17 protein-coding genes and 2 pseudogenes are annotated in these 16,960 nt (G+C 67.2%); 6 read left to right on the plus strand and 13 right to left on the minus strand.

The window, feature by feature from the left end; all coding sequences use genetic code 11:
- Positions 1–32: 32 nt before the first annotated feature.
- Positions 33–923, plus strand: coding sequence for a LysR family transcriptional regulator (locus AB0M45_RS08045; RefSeq protein ID WP_364324174.1), 891 nt, complete (start codon positions 33–35; stop codon positions 921–923).
- 159 nt (positions 924–1,082) lie between these two features.
- Here AB0M45_RS08045 and nrdE read toward each other — a convergent pair whose 3' ends face one another.
- From nrdE to AB0M45_RS08065, 4 genes are all read right to left on the minus strand, one after another.
- Complete coding sequence (gene nrdE, locus AB0M45_RS08050) at positions 1,083–3,164, minus strand: class 1b ribonucleoside-diphosphate reductase subunit alpha (RefSeq protein WP_364324866.1); 2,082 nt, start codon at positions 3,162–3,164, stop codon at positions 1,083–1,085.
- Between the two features lie 62 nt (positions 3,165–3,226).
- Positions 3,227–3,688, minus strand: a complete 462-nt coding sequence (nrdI, locus tag AB0M45_RS08055; protein WP_364324176.1) for a class Ib ribonucleoside-diphosphate reductase assembly flavoprotein NrdI — start codon at positions 3,686–3,688, stop codon at positions 3,227–3,229.
- A 69-nt stretch (positions 3,689–3,757) separates the two neighbouring features.
- Positions 3,758–3,991 (minus strand): redoxin NrdH, encoded by a 234-nt coding sequence (locus tag AB0M45_RS08060; RefSeq protein WP_364324179.1) that lies wholly within the window; start codon positions 3,989–3,991, stop codon positions 3,758–3,760.
- A 415-nt stretch (positions 3,992–4,406) separates the two neighbouring features.
- A complete protein-coding gene (locus AB0M45_RS08065) occupies positions 4,407–4,976 on the minus strand; it encodes an NAD(P)H-dependent oxidoreductase (protein ID WP_364324181.1) in 570 nt (189 codons plus the stop codon).
- 141 nt (positions 4,977–5,117) lie between these two features.
- Between AB0M45_RS08065 and AB0M45_RS08070 the strand changes: the two genes are divergently transcribed.
- Positions 5,118–5,723 carry a helix-turn-helix domain-containing protein gene (locus tag AB0M45_RS08070; protein WP_364324869.1) on the plus strand — a complete coding sequence of 202 codons (606 nt, stop codon included), beginning with the start codon at positions 5,118–5,120 and terminating at the stop codon, positions 5,721–5,723.
- 22 nt (positions 5,724–5,745) lie between these two features.
- The gene (gene nadE / locus AB0M45_RS08075; RefSeq protein WP_364324183.1) at positions 5,746–6,570 is read left to right on the plus strand and encodes an ammonia-dependent NAD(+) synthetase; all 825 of its coding nucleotides are present in this window, start codon (positions 5,746–5,748) and stop codon (positions 6,568–6,570) included.
- 4 nt (positions 6,571–6,574) lie between these two features.
- On the opposite strand, the pseudogene AB0M45_RS08080 reads toward nadE, so the two are convergent.
- From AB0M45_RS08080 to moaA, 9 genes and pseudogenes are all read right to left on the minus strand, one after another.
- Positions 6,575–7,057 (minus strand): annotated as a pseudogene (locus AB0M45_RS08080) (RNA polymerase subunit sigma-24); the annotation flags it as partial.
- A gap of 136 nt (positions 7,058–7,193) precedes the next feature.
- A complete protein-coding gene (locus tag AB0M45_RS08085; protein WP_364324185.1) occupies positions 7,194–8,162 on the minus strand; it encodes a patatin-like phospholipase family protein in 969 nt (322 codons plus the stop codon).
- 25 nt (positions 8,163–8,187) lie between these two features.
- Positions 8,188–9,495: a fatty acid desaturase gene (locus tag AB0M45_RS08090; protein WP_364324187.1), complete on the minus strand. Its 1,308-nt coding sequence runs from the start codon at positions 9,493–9,495 to the stop codon at positions 8,188–8,190.
- A 410-nt stretch (positions 9,496–9,905) separates the two neighbouring features.
- Positions 9,906–10,757 carry a Tn3 family transposase gene (locus AB0M45_RS08095; RefSeq protein WP_364324189.1) on the minus strand — a complete coding sequence of 284 codons (852 nt, stop codon included), beginning with the start codon at positions 10,755–10,757 and terminating at the stop codon, positions 9,906–9,908.
- Between the two features lie 838 nt (positions 10,758–11,595).
- Positions 11,596–11,724 carry a DUF4158 domain-containing protein gene (locus AB0M45_RS08100; protein WP_364324191.1) on the minus strand — a complete coding sequence of 43 codons (129 nt, stop codon included), beginning with the start codon at positions 11,722–11,724 and terminating at the stop codon, positions 11,596–11,598.
- Between the two features lie 19 nt (positions 11,725–11,743).
- Positions 11,744–11,929, minus strand: a pseudogene (locus AB0M45_RS08105) (sigma factor); the annotation flags it as partial.
- Position 11,930: 1 nt separating this feature from the next.
- Positions 11,931–12,281, minus strand: a complete 351-nt coding sequence (locus AB0M45_RS08110) for a YciI family protein (protein ID WP_364324193.1) — start codon at positions 12,279–12,281, stop codon at positions 11,931–11,933.
- A gap of 331 nt (positions 12,282–12,612) precedes the next feature.
- On the minus strand, positions 12,613–12,855 hold the full coding sequence (locus AB0M45_RS08115; RefSeq protein ID WP_364324195.1) for a MoaD/ThiS family protein: 243 nt from the start codon (positions 12,853–12,855) through the stop codon (positions 12,613–12,615).
- Positions 12,848–13,909, minus strand: a complete 1,062-nt coding sequence (moaA, locus tag AB0M45_RS08120; RefSeq protein WP_364324197.1) for a GTP 3',8-cyclase MoaA — start codon at positions 13,907–13,909, stop codon at positions 12,848–12,850. Before moaA ends, AB0M45_RS08115 begins: the two co-directional genes overlap by 8 nt.
- Positions 13,910–14,097: 188 nt before the next feature.
- On the opposite strand from moaA, the gene glp reads away from it, so the two are divergent.
- The 3 genes from glp (at position 14,098) to AB0M45_RS08135 (ending at position 16,898) form a co-directional block, all read left to right on the plus strand.
- Positions 14,098–15,345, plus strand: a complete 1,248-nt coding sequence (glp, locus tag AB0M45_RS08125) for a gephyrin-like molybdotransferase Glp (protein ID WP_364324199.1) — start codon at positions 14,098–14,100, stop codon at positions 15,343–15,345.
- Between the two features lie 67 nt (positions 15,346–15,412).
- A complete protein-coding gene (gene moaCB, locus AB0M45_RS08130; RefSeq protein ID WP_364324201.1) occupies positions 15,413–16,477 on the plus strand; it encodes a bifunctional molybdenum cofactor biosynthesis protein MoaC/MoaB in 1,065 nt (354 codons plus the stop codon).
- Complete coding sequence (locus AB0M45_RS08135; RefSeq protein ID WP_364324203.1) at positions 16,464–16,898, plus strand: molybdenum cofactor biosynthesis protein MoaE; 435 nt, start codon at positions 16,464–16,466, stop codon at positions 16,896–16,898. The genes moaCB and AB0M45_RS08135 overlap by 14 nt, the downstream gene beginning before the upstream one ends.
- The last annotated feature ends 62 nt before the right edge of the window (positions 16,899–16,960 follow it).

Consider the following 16,960-nt stretch of genomic DNA (forward strand, 5'->3'; position numbering starts at 1 on the left):
CCGTCCAATAGCAAGTGTGATAACCAATGGTTATGGAGGCGCACTTACGGGACCTGCGATACTTTGCGGTTCTCGCCGAGGAACTGAACTTCACCCGGGCTGCCGAGCGCCTGTTCATCACCCAGCCCGCGCTGAGCAAACAGATCCGCCAGCTCGAGCAGCAGCTGCGGGTCACCTTGATCGTCCGGGACAAGCGCGGCATCGGCTTGACCGCGGCGGGCGAGGCCCTGCTGCCGCAGGCACAAGTACTGCTGGCGCAATGGCGCGAAGCACAACGCATCGTCGCTGACGCTGCCGCGGCCGAGAACTCGGTGCTCACCGTCGGCATGTCCACCAGCGTCGGCCGGGGACTGCTGTGTGCCGCGCGCGAAGGCTTCGTGCGGAATCGCCCGGCCTGGCGCACCAGAATGCGTCAGGTCAACTGGGACGACCCCACCGCCGGGCTCGGCTCCGGTGAGGTCGACGTCGCCTTCGTCTGGCTGCCGTTCCCCCAACACGACTCGTTCGACGTGCGTGTGCTGGTCCGGGAGCCGCGCTGGGTCGCGTTCTGCCACGACCACTGGCTGGCGGGACGCGACGGCGTCGACTTCACCGAACTACTCGACGAGCCGTTCATCGCGATGCCGGAGAGCGCCGGATCACTCCGCGACCACTGGCTCGCCGCCCCCGAACGCGGCGGCCGTCCCGCCCGGATCGGCGCGACGGTATGGAACGCCGAGGAAACCTTCGCCGCGGTCGAGGAAGGCAGCGGCATCGTCCTGTTGTCCGAGGGAGACGCGGAGATCTACCGCCGCCCCGGCATCGGCGTCACGCCGGTCACGGGCATCGAGCCCGCGGTCATGGCGATCGCCTGGCGCAAAGATGATCACCGCGCCACCATCCGCGACTTCGTCGAGGCAGCCGCGAACGCCGCGGGCACGTAGAAACAGGTCTCACCTGCGACCACATCAGGCAATAACCGCAGGTATGAGGACCTTCTATCGCTGCCGGCCGGTCTAGGCGGCGCGGATTCGTGGTCGAGCCCGGCGGTTGCCTGCGTCGCTGCGGCGGTTCCGCGAACGCAGCGACGCAGGCGCTGCAAACTACAGCATGCAGGACACGCAGCCCTCGACTTCGGTTCCCTCCAAAGCCATTTGGCGCAGGCGGATGTAGTAGAGGGTCTTGATGCCCTTGCGCCAGGCGTAGATCTGGGCGCGGTTGAGGTCGCGGGTGGTGGCGGAGTCCTTGAAGAACAGCGTCAGCGACAGGCCCTGGTCCACGTGCTGGGTGGCCGCGGCGTAGGTGTCGATGATCTTCTCGTAGCCGATCTCGTAGGCGTCCTCGTAGTACTCGAGGTTGTCGTTGGTCATGTAGGGCGCCGGGTAGTAGACGCGCCCGATCTTGCCTTCCTTGCGGATCTCGATCTTCGACGCCACCGGGTGGATAGAGCTGGTGGAGTGGTTGATGTAGGAGATCGAGCCGGTCGGTGGCACCGCTTGGAGGTTCTGGTTGTAGATGCCGTGCTCCATGACCGAGGCCTTCAGCTCACGCCAGTCGTCCTGGGTCGGGATGTGCACGCCCGCCTCGGCGAACAGCTGCCGCACGCGATCGGTCTTCGGCTCCCACACCTGATCGGTGTACTTGTCGAAGTACTCGCCGCTGGCGTACTTCGATTCCGGGAAGCCACCGAAGTAACTGCCGCGCTCGATCGCGATCTTGTTCGACGCCCGAATCGCGTGGTAGACGACGGTATAGAAGTAGATGTTGGTGAAGTCGACGCCCTCTTCGGACCCGTAGTGGACCCGCTCCCGCGCCAGGTAGCCGTGCAGATTCATCTGCCCGAGGCCGATGGCGTGCGAGTGGTTGTTGCCCTGCTCGATGGACGGCACCGAGTAGATGTGCGTCTGGTCCGACACCGCGGTCAGCGCCCGGATCGCCACCTCGACGGTCTGGGCGAAGTCGGGTGAGTCCATCGACTTGGCGATGTTCAGCGAGCCCAGATTGCAGGAGATGTCCTTGCCCACCTTCGCGTAGGACAGGTCGTCGTTGAACTCCGACGGCGTGGACACCTGCAGGATCTCCGAGCACAGGTTGGAGTGGGTGATCTTGCCCGCGATCGGGTTGGCCCGGTTCACCGTGTCCTCGAACATGATGTACGGGTAGCCGGACTCGAACTGCAGCTCCGCGATGGTCTGGAAGAACTCGCGCGCCTTGATCTTCGACTTGCGGATGCGCTTGTCGTCGACCATCTCGTAGTACTTCTCGGTGACGTCGATGTCGGCGAACGGCTTGCCGTAGATGCGCTCCACGTCGTAAGGCGAGAACAGGTACATGTCCTCGTTCTTCTTGGCCAGCTCGAAGGTGATGTCCGGGATGACCACGCCCAGCGAGAGAGTCTTGATGCGGATCTTCTCGTCCGCGTTCTCCCGCTTGGTGTCCAGGAACCGGTAGATATCGGGGTGGTGCGCGTGCAGGTAGACCGCGCCCGCGCCCTGACGCGCGCCGAGCTGGTTGGCGTAGGAGAACGAGTCCTCCAGCAGCTTCATGATCGGGATGACGCCCGAGCTCTGGTTCTCGATCTTCTTGATCGGCGCGCCGTGCTCGCGAATGTTGCTCAGCAGCAACGCGACGCCGCCGCCGCGCTTGGACAGTTGCAGCGCGGAGTTGATCGAGCGCCCGATGGACTCCATGTTGTCCTCGATGCGCAGCAGGAAGCACGACACCGGCTCGCCGCGCTGCTTCTTGCCCGAGTTCAGGAAGGTCGGCGTGGCCGGCTGGAAACGGCCCTCGATGACCTCGTCCACCAGATTGCTCGCCAGCGCCTCGTCACCGGCGGCGAGGGTGAGCGCGACCATGCAGACCCGGTCCTCGAACCGCTCCAGGTAACGCTTGCCGTCGAAGGTCTTCAGCGTATACGAGGTGTAGTACTTGAACGCGCCGAGGAAGGTGGGGAACCGGAACTTCTTGGCATAGGCCTGCTTGAACAGCTTCTTGATGAACCCGCGGCTGTACTGATCGAGAACCTCTGCCTCGTAGTAGTTCTCCTCGATCAGATAGTCCAGCTTCTCGTCCAGGTTGTGGAAGAAGACGGTGTTCTGGTTGACGTGCTGCAAGAAGTACTGGTGGGCGGCCTCACGGTCCTTGTCGAACTGGATCTCGCCGTCCGGGCCGTACAGGTTCAGCATCGCGTTGAGGGCGTGGTAGTCCAGGACCTCGCCCGCTTCGGCGCCGCGGACCGGGGGCTGCTCTAAGCGAGCTGTTTTTCCGGTCGGTGCTGTCGTTGCTGTTGCCAAAACAATCCCAATCCCTCTCGGACGCGCTCGACGTCCTCAGCGGTTCCCATGAGTTCGAAGCGATACAGGTACGGCACCCCGCATTTGCGCGAGATCAATTCGCCCGCATAGCAATAGGTGTCGCCGAAGTTCGTGTTGCCCGCCGCGATGACGCCGCGCAGCAGCGACCGGTTGTGCGGATCGTTCAGGAACTTGGCGACCTGCCGCGGGACGAAATCCTTCTCGGAACGATTGCCCCCCAATACGTGCCGACCGCCCCCGTAAGTGGGAACGATCAGCACGTACGGCCGGTCTACGCGCAGTGAGTCGGCGGTGTGCAGTGGGATGCGAGTCGCCGGGAGACCCAGCTTCTCGACGAAACGATGTGTGTTCTCCGAAGCGCTGGAGAAGTAGACCAGCGCCGTCGTCTCCGACATGGTCGACTTCCTCTTCTCAGGAGTGCTGGGCACTCGGCCCCTCGGATGAACCGGAAGCGGTGGACGCGATCAGGCCGCCACGGTCGCGAGCGACTTGATGCGGTCGGGCCGGAAGCCCGACCAGTGATCGTCCCCGGCCACCACGACCGGCGCCTGCAAGTACCCGAGCGCCATGACGTAGTCACGCGCCTCGTCGTTCTCCGAGATATCGATGACCTCGTAGTCCACGCCGACCTTGTCGAGGGCCTTGTAGGTGGCGTTGCACTGGACGCAAGCGGGCTTGGTGTACACGGTGACGGTCATTTGATGTCCCTCTCTCCTTGTGCCTGATCCACAGCTTGTGATCCGTATGCCGATCGTTTCGAGCGACCTGCAAGCAGTCGCTGGCGATGCACGATCCGACATACTGCGCAAACTCCTGGATCCGGACTCGAAGCCCCTGATCAGCCACGGTTGACCGTCTCGTGCTCGCGTCCTCTTCCAGTACCGGAGACACTACACCTAGTGGCCGACAGATTCATCCAACACGACATGTAGCGAGTCACATTGATGAAATTCCACGGGGAGAAGTACCAGGATGCTCGATTCTCCCACCGGCAAAAGAGTGATGCAGATCACTTCTTAGAGCTCCAGCTAACCGACAGCAAACATCAGGCAAACACCGAGGGCCGTCGCTACCGCGGTAACGACGGCCCTCGGCGGAGACCGGGAGTGGAGCTTACACGGACGCCAGCTGGCCGCGGGTGGCCTCGACCAGTTCGCGCACCGTACTCGCCAGCTCGGTCAGCGCTTCCGCGTCATCGCGCGGATGCGAGGAGGCGAACCGCTCTCCGATCACACCGAAGTGCAGATGCGCGGACTCGACGACCTTCGCACCCGCCACGCCGAGCGCCTTGACCGCGTCCCCGTGCGCCCACTGCGCCGCGTTCGGGCTGATCGATGCGCTGACCACGGCGGCGGGCTTGCCCGTGATGGCACCGGCGCCGTACGGACGCGACGTCCAGTCGATCGCGTTCTTCAGCACCGCCGACAGCGTGCCGTTGTACTCCGGCGTCACCAGCAGCAGGCCGTCCACCTCGGCGACCGCGTCGCGCAGGGCTTGCGCGGCGGCGGGCACGGAACCGGGAACGTCGATGTCCTCGTTGTAGAACGGGATGTCGGCGAGCCCTCCGTAGAGGGTGACCTCGACACCCTCCGGGGCGGTCTGCGCGGCGGTCTCGGCGAGCTGACGATTGATCGAGGCAGCACGGAGGCTACCGACGAGTGCGAGGATGCGAGTCTGGCTCATGAGAACTCCTGGTGTACTGAATGTGGTGTCCGTCGTGTCACCTCAGATTAACCGGACTGCGGTCCGATTACTTCCCGCGGAGTATGCGTGAGCGCTGTGAACTACCCCACATCCGACGCACCACCACCACGTGGGCGCCGCCTGCTCGACGTCGGCGCGCCGCTGCCAGGCACGTCGCAGCCCGCCGAGCGTGCCGACGCGGCGCGCAACCGGCAACTCCTGCTCGACGCCGCGCAGCACTTGGTGCGCGAACAAGGTGCCGACAGCCTCACCATGGACGCGCTTGCCAAGCGCGCCGGGGTCGGCAAAGGCACGGTGTTCCGCCGGTTCGGCAGCCGGTCCGGGCTGATGCTCGCGCTGCTGGACCACTCCGATCGAAAGTTCCAGGAAGCGTTCATCTTCGGCCCGCCGCCGCTCGGCCCCGGTGCTCCGCCGGTGGAACGGCTGGTCGCCTTCGGACGCGCCCGGTTGCTGGACATCGAAGTCGCGGGCGAATTACACCGCGCGGCCGAACTCGGCGAGGCCGGGGACCGGTATTCCGGCGCGCCCTACGGTCTGCTGCGCGCCCACGTCGCGATGCTGCTGCGGCAGGCCGAAGCACCAGGGGAGATCCCGCTCGTCACCGACGCGCTCCTGGCCATGCTGGGCGCGCCGCTGGTCATGCACCAGATGCACGTCCAGGGGTACACCCGCGAGCAGGTCGGAGACAACTGGGAGAGCCTCGTTCGGCGCGTTGTCACCCGATGAATCGCCAGTAGACTCGGGCGCCATGCGGAACCTGCGCGAACAGATCATCAGCGAATTGGGCGTCCAGCCCACGATCGAGCCGAAGACCGAAGTGCGGCGGCGGATCGATTTCCTCAAGGATTATCTGAACGCCACTCCCGCACGGGGTTTCATCCTCGGGATCAGCGGCGGGCAGGACAGCGCCCTCACCGGCCGGCTCTGCCAGCTCGCGGCCGAAGAGCTGCGCGCAGAGGGCACGGACGCGACCTTTCTCGCGGTCCGGCTGCCCTACGGGGTACAGGCCGACGAGGCCGACGCGAGGATCGCGCTGAAGTTCATCCAGCCGGACCGCCAGGTCGTGGTGAACGTCCGCCCCAGCGCGAACGCGGCGGCCGCCGAAGCTGCCACCGCGCTGGGCGTGGACAAACTGCGCGACTTCGTGCGCGGCAACATCAAGGCGCGCGAACGCATGGTGATCCAGTACGCCCTGGCCGGGCAGGAGAACTTGCTGGTGGTCGGCACCGACCACGCGGCGGAGGCGGTCACCGGCTTCTTCACCAAGCACGGCGACGGCGGCGTCGACCTGACCCCGCTCACCGGCCTCAGCAAGCGCCAAGGCGCGGCGCTGCTGCAAGAACTGGGTGCGCCGCCCAGCATCTGGTCCAAGGTCCCCACCGCCGACCTGGAGGACGACCGGCCCGCGCTGCCCGACGAAGAGGCGCTCGGTCTGCGCTACAGCGAGATCGACGATTACCTCGAGGGCAACGAGGTCACCGAAGAAGTCGCCGCCAGGATCGAATCCATCTATCTGAACACCCGGCACAAGCGGACCGTTCCGGTCACGCCGCTGGACACCTGGTGGCGCTGAGCGCTCAGCGCGCAGACTCGACCTCCACGAGGCGGCGCGCCAGGAACCGCCGCACCTGGTCGTTGCCTGCCAGTTCCAGCGCCGCGCGATAGCTCTCCGCGGCCTCCCGCCACCGTCCGCCACGTCGCAGCAGGTCGGCGCGGGTCGCCGGAACCAGGTGCGATCCGGCCAGCCGCGGGTCATCGGCAACCTCGTCCAGGGCGGCCAGCCCCGCGCCGAACCCGCGGGCGAAACCCACGGCCACGGCGCGGCTCACCGACACCGCAGGCGACGGAGCGAGCCGGAGTAATTCGTCGTACTCCGCGACGATCGAGTGCCAATCGGTTTGCGCCCAGCTCGGCGCCGTCGCGTGCGAGGCAGCGATTCGCGCCTGCGCGAGATACGGACCGCCACCATCGGCCTCGGCCGACCTCAGGCAATCCAGCCCGGCCCGGACCGCTGCTCGGTCCCACCGCGACCGATCCTGTTCCTCCAACGGCACCAATTCCCCGTCGACGTTGCGTGGGCGGTTGTCCTACCGGCGGGCGGCAGAGTTGTTCGAGCATCACACCGGCGATTTCCCGTCGAAGGCGGAGGTACAGCCTGTGGCGCAACCCGGTAGCTGTATCTTCTGAACGACTTCGTCAGGCGATCGGCTGGATTCGATCGGCCGCGACGGTTTCGGCCGGCAGACCGAGAACATGCGGGTCGACGATGTTCAGGAGTTCGTGGTCGGTGCGGGAGCCGATCCAGGTCGTGGTGATGTCGTAGCCGGTGTCGAACAGTTCTTCAGACGTCCGTGCGGGCGCTTTGAGTGCCGCGCCGTAGGGCTGGTGGGCGAAGATCGTCGACTCGCGCAAGGTCTCGTCGCGGAACGGGCGCGGACGATGCGCGATTGCGGGCAGCGATGGATGCAACAGAGGGAAGATCAGCCCTCCCCGGCTGTCATGGGGCTCCGGCCCGTACAGGTCCAGGATCAAGGCAGGGTGCGGGGCGAAGATGTCGTGCGGGACCCGGTATTGGCAGCCGCCGTCGAAAATCTCCTCGAGTCCCGCCGCCGCGGGCAGCGCTCCCGGTATGCGGGTGGCGGCGACGAGCGCATCGGCGACGGGCAGGTCGGACAGGCCCAGCTTCGGTAGGTCCCGGGGTAGCAGCAGCGTGCCGTGTTCGGCGGAGTAGACGGGGATGAGCAGAGACGACGCGGTCTGGTGTGGTTGCTGTCCGGCCGGTTCTGGCTCGAGGGCGAAGTCGGCGAAGGTGCGGTCACCGACGATCGCGTGGGCGAGTTCACGAATCTGGGCCTGTGGGTACAGGGCGCGTCGGGTCAGCAGGGAACGAAAACTCTTCGCGCCCAGGACATTCTGCTCGGGATGTTCGATCGCGATCTGCCGGGCCTGGTCACGGGTCATCCCTAGCGCTATCGCCGCGGCCGCGATCGCGCCTCCGCTCACGCCCACGACGACCGGCTGCAACGCAGAGGCGGGTTGCTGGATGATCTGGTCTCGCCGGGCCGCAAGTGCGTCCACCGCACCGATCGCCATCCCGACCATCAGGGTGAGGCTGCGGCCTGCCACTCCGGCGAGAATCCGAACCACGGGCCGCTGTGTCGTCAACGACTGTCCTTTCAACTGCTGTCCCTCAGCGCTGACCGGCGATCGAGCCGATCCATCGCCGCTGAAACCACCGGCCCCGACGGTGATCGGCCTGCCGCTTCGACGAGCCGGCCGCCGCCAGGGCAGCGCGAAGCCCCTGTCGCGCACCGGTGATCGGGTCGGTCGCCTGCCGGATGAACCGATCACCTGCGGTGAGTGAGATTCCGGAGAATTTCCGTTCGGAGCGGGTTTCGGTGGCATCGTCGGAGGTGTGGCGCAGCAACCGGTCCGGCAGCGCGAGCTTCCACACGGTGCGGTGAGCCAGCCAGAACTGTGTGGCCAGCGAGCCGGTCGTGTAGGGCAGGTCGTACTTGTCGCACAGGGCGCGGACACGCTCGGCGATCTCGGGGTAGCGATTGCTGGGCAGGTCGGGAAACAGGTGATGCTCGATCTGGTAGCAGAGGTTGCCGCTCAGGAACGCCAGCACCGGGCCGGCGGTGAAGTTCGCGGTCCCCAGTAGCTGCCGCAGGTACCACTCACCACGGGTCTCCCCCTCCAGGTGTTCGGTGGTGAATTTCTCGGCGCCGTCGGGGAAGTGCCCGCACATGATCACCAGGTAGGACCACAGGTTGCGCAGCAACAGCGCTGTCGCGTTCGCCGCGAGTGTGTGCCGGAACCCCCGCCCGCTCAGCGCCGGGAAAAGCAGGAAGTCCTTACCGACTTGGCGGGCGATCTTGCGCGCGAACTCGATGTTCGGTTTCGACCCCAACTGGTTGCGGGGGATGCCTAGGTGCCGTCGCTCGAGTGCCAAGTCGTGGACGGCGATGGCCAATTCGAACCCTGCCGCGACGGCCAGGCTCATCAGGGGTTGGATCAGGTGGATCGGACGCCACGGCTCATCACGGGTCATCCGCAGCACCGCGAAGCTGAGGTCCTCGTCCATCCCGTAGACGTTGGTGTAGGTGTGGTGAACGTAGTTGTGCGAGCGCCTCCAATGAGCGGACGGACCGATGAAATCCCATTCCCAGCTGGTGGAATGGATTTCGGGATCGTTCATCCAATCCCACTGGCCGTGGCTGATGTTATGGCCGAGTTCCATCATCTCGATGGACTTGGCCGCCGCCAACATCACGGTCCCCGGTATCCGCGGCATCCGATATCGGCTGGCGCACAACAACAGACGCGCAGTCACCTCGAGGCCGCGGTGAATCCTGATGACATGCCGGATATAGTCCGCGTCTCGTTGCCCGAGCGATCGCTCGATGTCCGTGCGGATCTGATCCAGTTCATGCCCGAGCGCATCGATGTCGACCTCGGTGAGATGGGCGAACGCCCGTATATCCGTGATGGCCACCGACGTCCCTACCCATCCCGCCGGACAGGACCGGCAACTCTCGTCCGGAAGCTCTCATCCATCCGGGTGACGTCGATGACATCCTGCGGATCCGCCTGTGAGACATCCCACAGCGGAAACTGCACAGCGCTGGGTTCGGCCGTTACCTCGGCCCCACCATGGATCGGCTCTGTCGCCGTTGCCGTTTTCACCGACGACGTCGCGGTTGCCGAGCTCACCGATTTCTCTCCTGCTGGCCCTCAACCCACGAACCGCCTTGGTTCGGCACGGGTGCGAACGAATGGAACCGCACGAACCTAGCCTCACCAGCACGATTCGCCAGCAGTGAGAAAGATTCGATGTGCGCCACCGACGTGGTGCTGTCGTGTGCCTTGACCGCGGACACCCCGTCAGCTATAGATCCGGCCGCCTCACTGCGAACTCCGCGCCGACCACGCACGGCCTGCGCTGATGCACTCCTGGTCCTCGGCGGTATCGGGGTCGCGTAGCGGTCGGTGGTGCCCGCCGAGGTCGGGCAGGTAGAAGCTGTAATGCCCGGCCGAGCCGATGTGTGTGCGCACGAACGGGGACAGCCGTGCGGCGTCCTCGTCGCGCACCGGATAGTCCTGGGCGCGCAGCGCGTCCACCGCGCGGCTCATGTACGAGGAGTTCCACAGGACAACGCAATTGAGTACCAGGCCCAACGCGGAAAGCTGGTCTTCCATACCGTCGTAGTAGGCACGCACGAGTTCACCCTTGCGCCCGTGGAAGATGCGGCGTGCCAGGTCGTGACGCCCCTCGATCAGATTGGACTGGGCCTTGCCCTCACGCCGGTACGGTTCGTCGTCGGCCAGGCGCAGAATATGCAGGGTCTTGGGAATCCGGCCGTAGTGGGCCACGGCCTGTCCCAGTGAGGTGGGGTTGCCGTCTCGGGAGATCATGCGGATGACCTCGTGCGCGGAAACCTCACCGGCGTGCATCGACACCACGATGCGGCACATGTCTTCCCAGTTCTCCACGATCTTGCCGATATCGATGCGCCCGCGCGCGGCTTTGTTCAACGGTCCGTAATCGGCGGCCGGATCAATACGCCACAGCCGCTGATCAGGTAGATTCGCCAGCTGCGGCCGGTAGGTGCGGCCCAACAGATGCAGCAGCCCGAAGACGATATCGCTGTACGAGCCGGTATCGGTGATGATCTGATCCGGGATCTTCCCGCCGTGCTGGCGCAACACCACGTCGACGGCGTACAGCGAGTCGCGCGGAGTGCCCGACAGCACCATCGCCGACAAACCAGCGGCCTGGTCCGAAAGCATGTTCAACCAGGTCGCGCGGCGCGGTGAACAGATCGGCCACGGTGCGCATCGCGGCGAGCACCGGTTTCCCGTCCCCGGTCGCGCCGAACTCGACCGTGTGCCTCAACGACGGCACAAACATGCGTACCGTGTTCACCCTGCCCGCAAGCTCCTCCATCCGCTGAGTGTCCAACTCCGCGTCACCGGCCGGGACGAGTTCGTCGATCGTGGCGAGCGCGGCCCGCAACTCGGCCTTGGTGACCGCGTTCTCGATCAGATCCCACACCAGATGCATCGGCATCTGCGCGTCGACCTCGGCCATCTCCAGCAGCACCCGCACCGCTGAGGCGAGCTTGCCAGCCGTCCGCGACACCCGCGGATAGCGGCGCAGCTTCTCGTCTTTGGACTGTCGTTCGGCCTTGGAGATCAGATCGTTGACCATCACCTGGTCGAACAGCTCCAGCACATCATCGACCGCACGCGAGCGCAGCGTGAAAACCGTCGCGACCAGCACCGTCAGCAAATGCTCCCGCTGCATGCGCCGCAGCCGCCCCACCCGCCCCGACAACCCGAGCGTGGCCAACCCCAACAGCCGCCGCGGCGGCAGCGCCGAGACGTCCACCGAGTCCGGCACCAACGCGTTCACATCCCGCAACCGGCCCAACGCGGTCAGCAGTCCCTTCGCCGACGCCTTGAACACCCCGCGCCGCAACCGCTCCAGATCGATGCCCTGCGCCGGTTCTCCACCCGAGGCTCCAACATGCTAAACAACACTCGCGCATCCGCCGCAGTCAACGAGTCCCCCAGCTGCGCCCACAATCGCTGATCAGCGGCCTGACGGCCCGCCGGCCACCAGCCGCTCCAGGGTCGTCACACCCTGCGGCAGCAGGGCACGACGGTTACGCAACCACGCCACCGCACCGTCGAAGATCGCCTTCGGGCCGTCGCCGGTCATCCACGCCTGATCCGCGATCCAGCCAGCCGCCCGGGTTGGACGGCAGTTCGCGCTCGGGCCAGGTGCGCAGTGCCTCGGCGAATGCCTCCTGCACGGCGTCCTCGGCCAGGCCGATATCGCCCACCATCCTGGCCACCGTCGCGAGGGTCCGGCCGAACTCGGCGCGGTAGACGGCGTCGATCGTCGCGGCCGGACCGGCGCGCACGTCAGTCGCCCAGATCCACGACCTGACGCACCTCGGTGCGCCCACGATCGCCCAGCGGGATGGCCGAGGCGATCTCGGCCGCCTCTGCTCGGTCCCGTGCGGTGAACAAGTACAGCCCGTCCACCACCTGGGCGAACTCCGCGTACGGCCCGTCGGTGAGCAGCGTCTGTCCTGCGCTGCGCCGGATGTGCAGCGCGTCGGCGGAGGGGAACAGCGCCGCGCCGCCCGCGACCGCCGCGGCCTCGCGCTCCTCGAACGCCGCGTACTCGACCACCTCGGCTTCGAACTCCGGCGTGCCGGGCCGGGCGCCGGGTGCGTCTTCGCGTCCCACCAGTGTCGCCAGGTAGTGCATAGCGTCATCCTTCCTCGCATCGACGGGCCGGATACCCCGTTCTATTCGGACGACGAACCGCGCATGCCGTTTTCTACACCCTCACGCACCGAATATTCACGTATCCCCAGCAGCCCATGCCTCCCGGTCCCGCCGCGGTGGCGCGCAGCAGATCGCGGACGAACTCGAAATCAACCCGGACGAAGTCCGTCGTGAGCCCGCCCACGGCCGGAGCGAAGACGGAGTAGGCATAACGCGCACGGCCGGAGCGAAGACTCGAAGGTACGCACAACGCGCACGGCCGGAGCGAAGGCGGAGGTACGCACAACGCGCACGGCCGGAGGAGGTACGCCTATCCGCCCGCGAACGGCGGGAGTACGTCGACATGTGAGCTGAGCGCGGCCGCGGGATCGCGGGTGAGTTCGTCGCCGATCAGGTAGGCGCACACCGACAGCATCTTGTCCAGCCCCGGGCCGTAGGCGGCCGCCAGGGTGGCGCGCAGGTCGGCCACCGTGGCACCGGCCGGAAAGTCCAGGGTCTCGCTGTCCTTGCCGACCGCGTCGGCGATCGCGGCGAAGTAGCGGATCTCAACCACCGATGGCTCCCATCGTCCGCTCCGGCGGGACGAAGCCCTCGGCGTCGATGCCATGCCCCGCCCACTTGTTCCACATCGCGCCGCGCCAGAGCGTCGCGAGTTCCTCGTCGTCGGCGCCGGAACGCAGGGCCTGGCGCAGGTCGAACTCCTGATCACTGAACAGGCAGGACCGCAGCATGCCGTCCGCGGTGAGGCGGGTGCGGTCGCAGGTGTCACAGAACTTGCGGGTGACCGTGGCGATGATGCCCACGGTCCCCGGCCCGCCGTCGACCAGCCATTTCTCCGCCGGGGCCGACGGATCGGCGCGGCCGGACCCGGTCAGCTCGAACCGCGTGCCGAGCACGTCGAGCAGTTCGGCGGCGGTGACCATGTTGGCCCGGGCCCACTCGTGGTCGGCGTCGAGCGGCATCTCCTCGATGAACCGCAGCTCGCAGCCCTCGTCCAGGCACCAGCGCAGCAGATCCGGCGCACCCGCGAGGGTTTCGCGCATCAGTACGGCGTTGACCTTGATCGGGGCCAGTCCGGCGTCCCGTGCGGCGCGGATACCGGCGAACACGGATTCGAGACGATCGCGCCGGGTCAGCTGGTGGAAACCGGCCCGGTCGACCGTGTCCAGCGACACGTTCACCCGGTGCAGCCCGGCGGCGGCAAGCCCGCGGGCACGGTGCTCGAGCCCGACGGCGTTGGTCGTCATGGCCAGCGGGATGTGCGGGACCTCCGCGTGGCAGCCGGCGATGATCTGCTCCAGCTCGCGCCGCATCAGCGGCTCGCCCCCGGTGAAGCGGACCTCGCGCACCCCCAGATCGCGCACCGCGAGGCGCACCAGCCGCACGATCTCGTCCACGGTGAGCAGTTCGTGCCGGGGAATCTCCGGCAGCCCCTCCTCCGGCATGCAATAGGTACAGCGCAGCGAGCACTTCTCGGTGATGGAGACGCGCAGGTCTCGGGCGACGCGTCCGAAACGATCCAGCAAATGGGGGGTGTCGTCGGGACGGCCGTCGAGCGAGGGACGCCCGGAACGTACGGCGGGAATCCCGATCTCGACCAGAGTCACACGTCCATTATGACCGGCGGGCCCGAATCGGCAGCGGGCGGAAGGTCCACCGATGGCTCACCGCGGCGGGGCTCCGGTCGTGAGGCGCCCACATGCCGACGACCGCGACATCGCCGCACACCCTGTCACCGGATCGGCGCAGGCGGTGGAGGCGGAAAGTCCCTGGCATAGGGAGTTAGGCTGACCGCATGAACCCCCGGCCCGCGAGCGTTTCGGCCAGGCCCGTCGACGACTACCGCGACAGCATCGAACAGCTGCTGCGGCCGCTGGCCGCGCGCGCGGTCGAGTCCGTCGCGGTGTCGCGGGCGCTGGGCAGGCAGCTGGCCGAGGACGTCCGTTCGCCGATCGACCTGCCGGTGTTCCGCAATTCCGCGATGGACGGGTACGCGGTGCGGGCGGAGTCCGTGCTGGTCGCGCCGGTCACGCTGCCGCTGGCCGGAGTGGTCGCCGCCGGCGCTCCTGGCCGCACGCCACTGCCGCCCGGCGCGGCTGTGAAAGTGATGACCGGCGCACCGCTGCCGCCCGGCGCGGACTGCGTGGTTCCGGTGGAGGACACGCACGCCGACGACAACACGGTGACCATCGAACAAGGCCGCCGCGCAGGTGAATTCGTGCGCGAACCGGGCACCGACGTCCGGACCGGCGACCTGCTCGTCCGTGCGGGAACCATGCTCGCCCCCCGGCACGTCGGGGCTCTCGCCGCGGTCGGCTTGCCGACGGTGGCGGTGTTCGGCGCCGTGCGCGGCGCGGTCATCACCACCGGCGACGAGCTGGTGGCCGCGGGAGCCGCGCTACGCCCCGGACAGATCTACAACTCCAACGGCGTCGCGTTGGCCGCCGCGCTGACGGCCAACGGGGTCGAGGTCGTCTCGGTGGCGCACAGCCCCGACGATCCGGTGCGATTCCGCGCGCTGCTGTCCGCCGCGACCAAGGCGGCCGATGTGGTGTTCACCTCCGGTGGCGTGTCCAAGGGTGACTTCGAGGTGGTCAAGGACGTGCTAGAGCCGCTCGGTGGACAGTTCGGCTCGGTCGCGATGCAGCCAGGGGGGCCGCAGGGGCTCAGTGTCGTCGACGGGGTGCCGGTGCTCAGTTTCCCGGGCAACCCGGTCAGCACGATGGTGTCGTTCGAAGTGTTCGCCCGCCCGATCCTGCGCCACCTCGCCGGTTTACCCGAGCTGGACAGTTACGAACTTCCGCTGCTCACCGCCGTGCCGCGCTCCCCGGAGGGCAAGCGGCAATTCCTGCGCGGCAAGCTGGTCCGCGCCCGGTCCGGGGAATCGCGCCCGCTGCACCGGTACCCGAAGGCGGTCGAGGTGGTGTCGGGGCCCGGTTCGCATCTGGTGGCGGGCATGGCGTGGGCGGACGTGCTGGTCGATGTGCCCGCCGAGGTCACCACGCTGCCCGCGGGCGCGCTTGTGCGAGTGTGGTCACTATGAGCGAGCGAACAATGGACACAGCCGAGCGCTCGCTCGTGCCGGAGCCGAGCGCCAGCGAGGTGGAGGCATGAGTGAGCTGTCCCACGTCGACAACGAAGGTCGCGCCCGCATGGTCGATGTGAGCGCTAAGGACGACACCACCCGGATCGCCGTCGCCGCGGGCGAGTTGCGCACCACGGCCGAGGTGGTCGCGCTGGTCCGGGCCGACAACATGCCGAAGGCGGACGTGCTGTCCACCGCGCGCATCGCGGGCATCGCGGGGGCCAAGAAGACTTCGGAACTGATCCCGCTGTGTCATCAGCTGGCGCTCTCGTCGGTGCGGGTCGAGTTCGGATTCACCGGCACCGCCATCACGATCGAGGCCACCGCGAAGACCAAGGGACCCACCGGGGTCGAGATGGAGGCTCTCACCGCGGTCGCGGTCGCCGGTCTCACGCTGCACGACATGGTGAAGGCGGTGGATCCCGCGGCGACGCTCACCGACGTGCGGCTGCTCACCAAAGAGGGCGGCAAGCACGGACATTGGGAGCGACCGGCCACCCCGGAGCAGCCCGAAACGACGATTCCGCAGCAAGACGACGAGAACGCCTCGGCCGGTGCGGTTGCCGGTGAGGAATTCTCGGAGGACACCGAGCCGGAATTCGATGCGGTCGAGCGCTCGGCGGTGGTGCTGGTCTCCTCCACGGGCGTCGCGGCGGGCACCCGGGTCGACACCACCGGCCCCGTGCTTGTGGAATGGCTCGCCGATCTCGGCTTCTCGGTGCGCGGTCCGCTGGTGTACGCCGACGACGATATCGAGTACGGTCTGGCCGACGCGCTGCGCTTCGAGCCCGCGCTGGTGATCAGCACCGGCGGGACCGGCGCCTCCCCCACCGACGCGACCCCCGAAGCGACCCTCGCGCTGCTGGAGCGCGAACTCCCCGGCGTCGCGGAGGCGATCCGGCAGCGCGGCACCGCGAAATTCCCGCTCGCGGCGCTCAGCCGCGGGGTGGCCGGGCTTGCGGGCCGCTCGGTGATCGTGAACCTGCCCGGATCGCCCGGCGGCGTCGAAGACGGCATCGCGGTGCTGGAACCGTTGCTTGATCATCTGCTCGCACAAGTAGCCGGAGGTGGTAGTCATGACAACGGCTGAGGCCACGGTCCGGCTCGCCCGGATCAGCGACCAGCCGCTCGACCCCGACGAGGTCGAGGCGGCGGTGACCGGACCGCACTACGGCGCGGTCGTGGTGTTCGCCGGTAAGGTCCGCGATCACGATGGCGGACAGGCCGTTTCGGCTCTGGAGTACTCCGCGCACCCGCAGGCGGAGCGATTCCTGCACACCGTCTGCGCGGAAGTCGCAACCTTGCACGGCTTGCCGGTCGCCGCCGTGCACCGCGTCGGCTCGCTCGCCATCGGCGATCGCGCGATCGTCGTCGCGGTGGCGGCGGCGCATCGCGGCGAGGCGTTCGCGGTGTGCGCGGAACTGGTCGACCGGATCAAACACGAAGTCCCGATCTGGAAACGGCAATTGTTCGCCGACGGCCTGTCCGAATGGGTGAATGCCTGCGGGTGACCGGAGTACCTCGGCGATCGCGAGAACGTCGAAGTCATCGCGCGTGACCCTGCCCTCGGCCG

Source organism: Nocardia sp. NPDC051787 (assembly GCF_040681325.1).
Lineage (GTDB): Bacteria > Actinomycetota > Actinomycetes > Mycobacteriales > Mycobacteriaceae > Nocardia.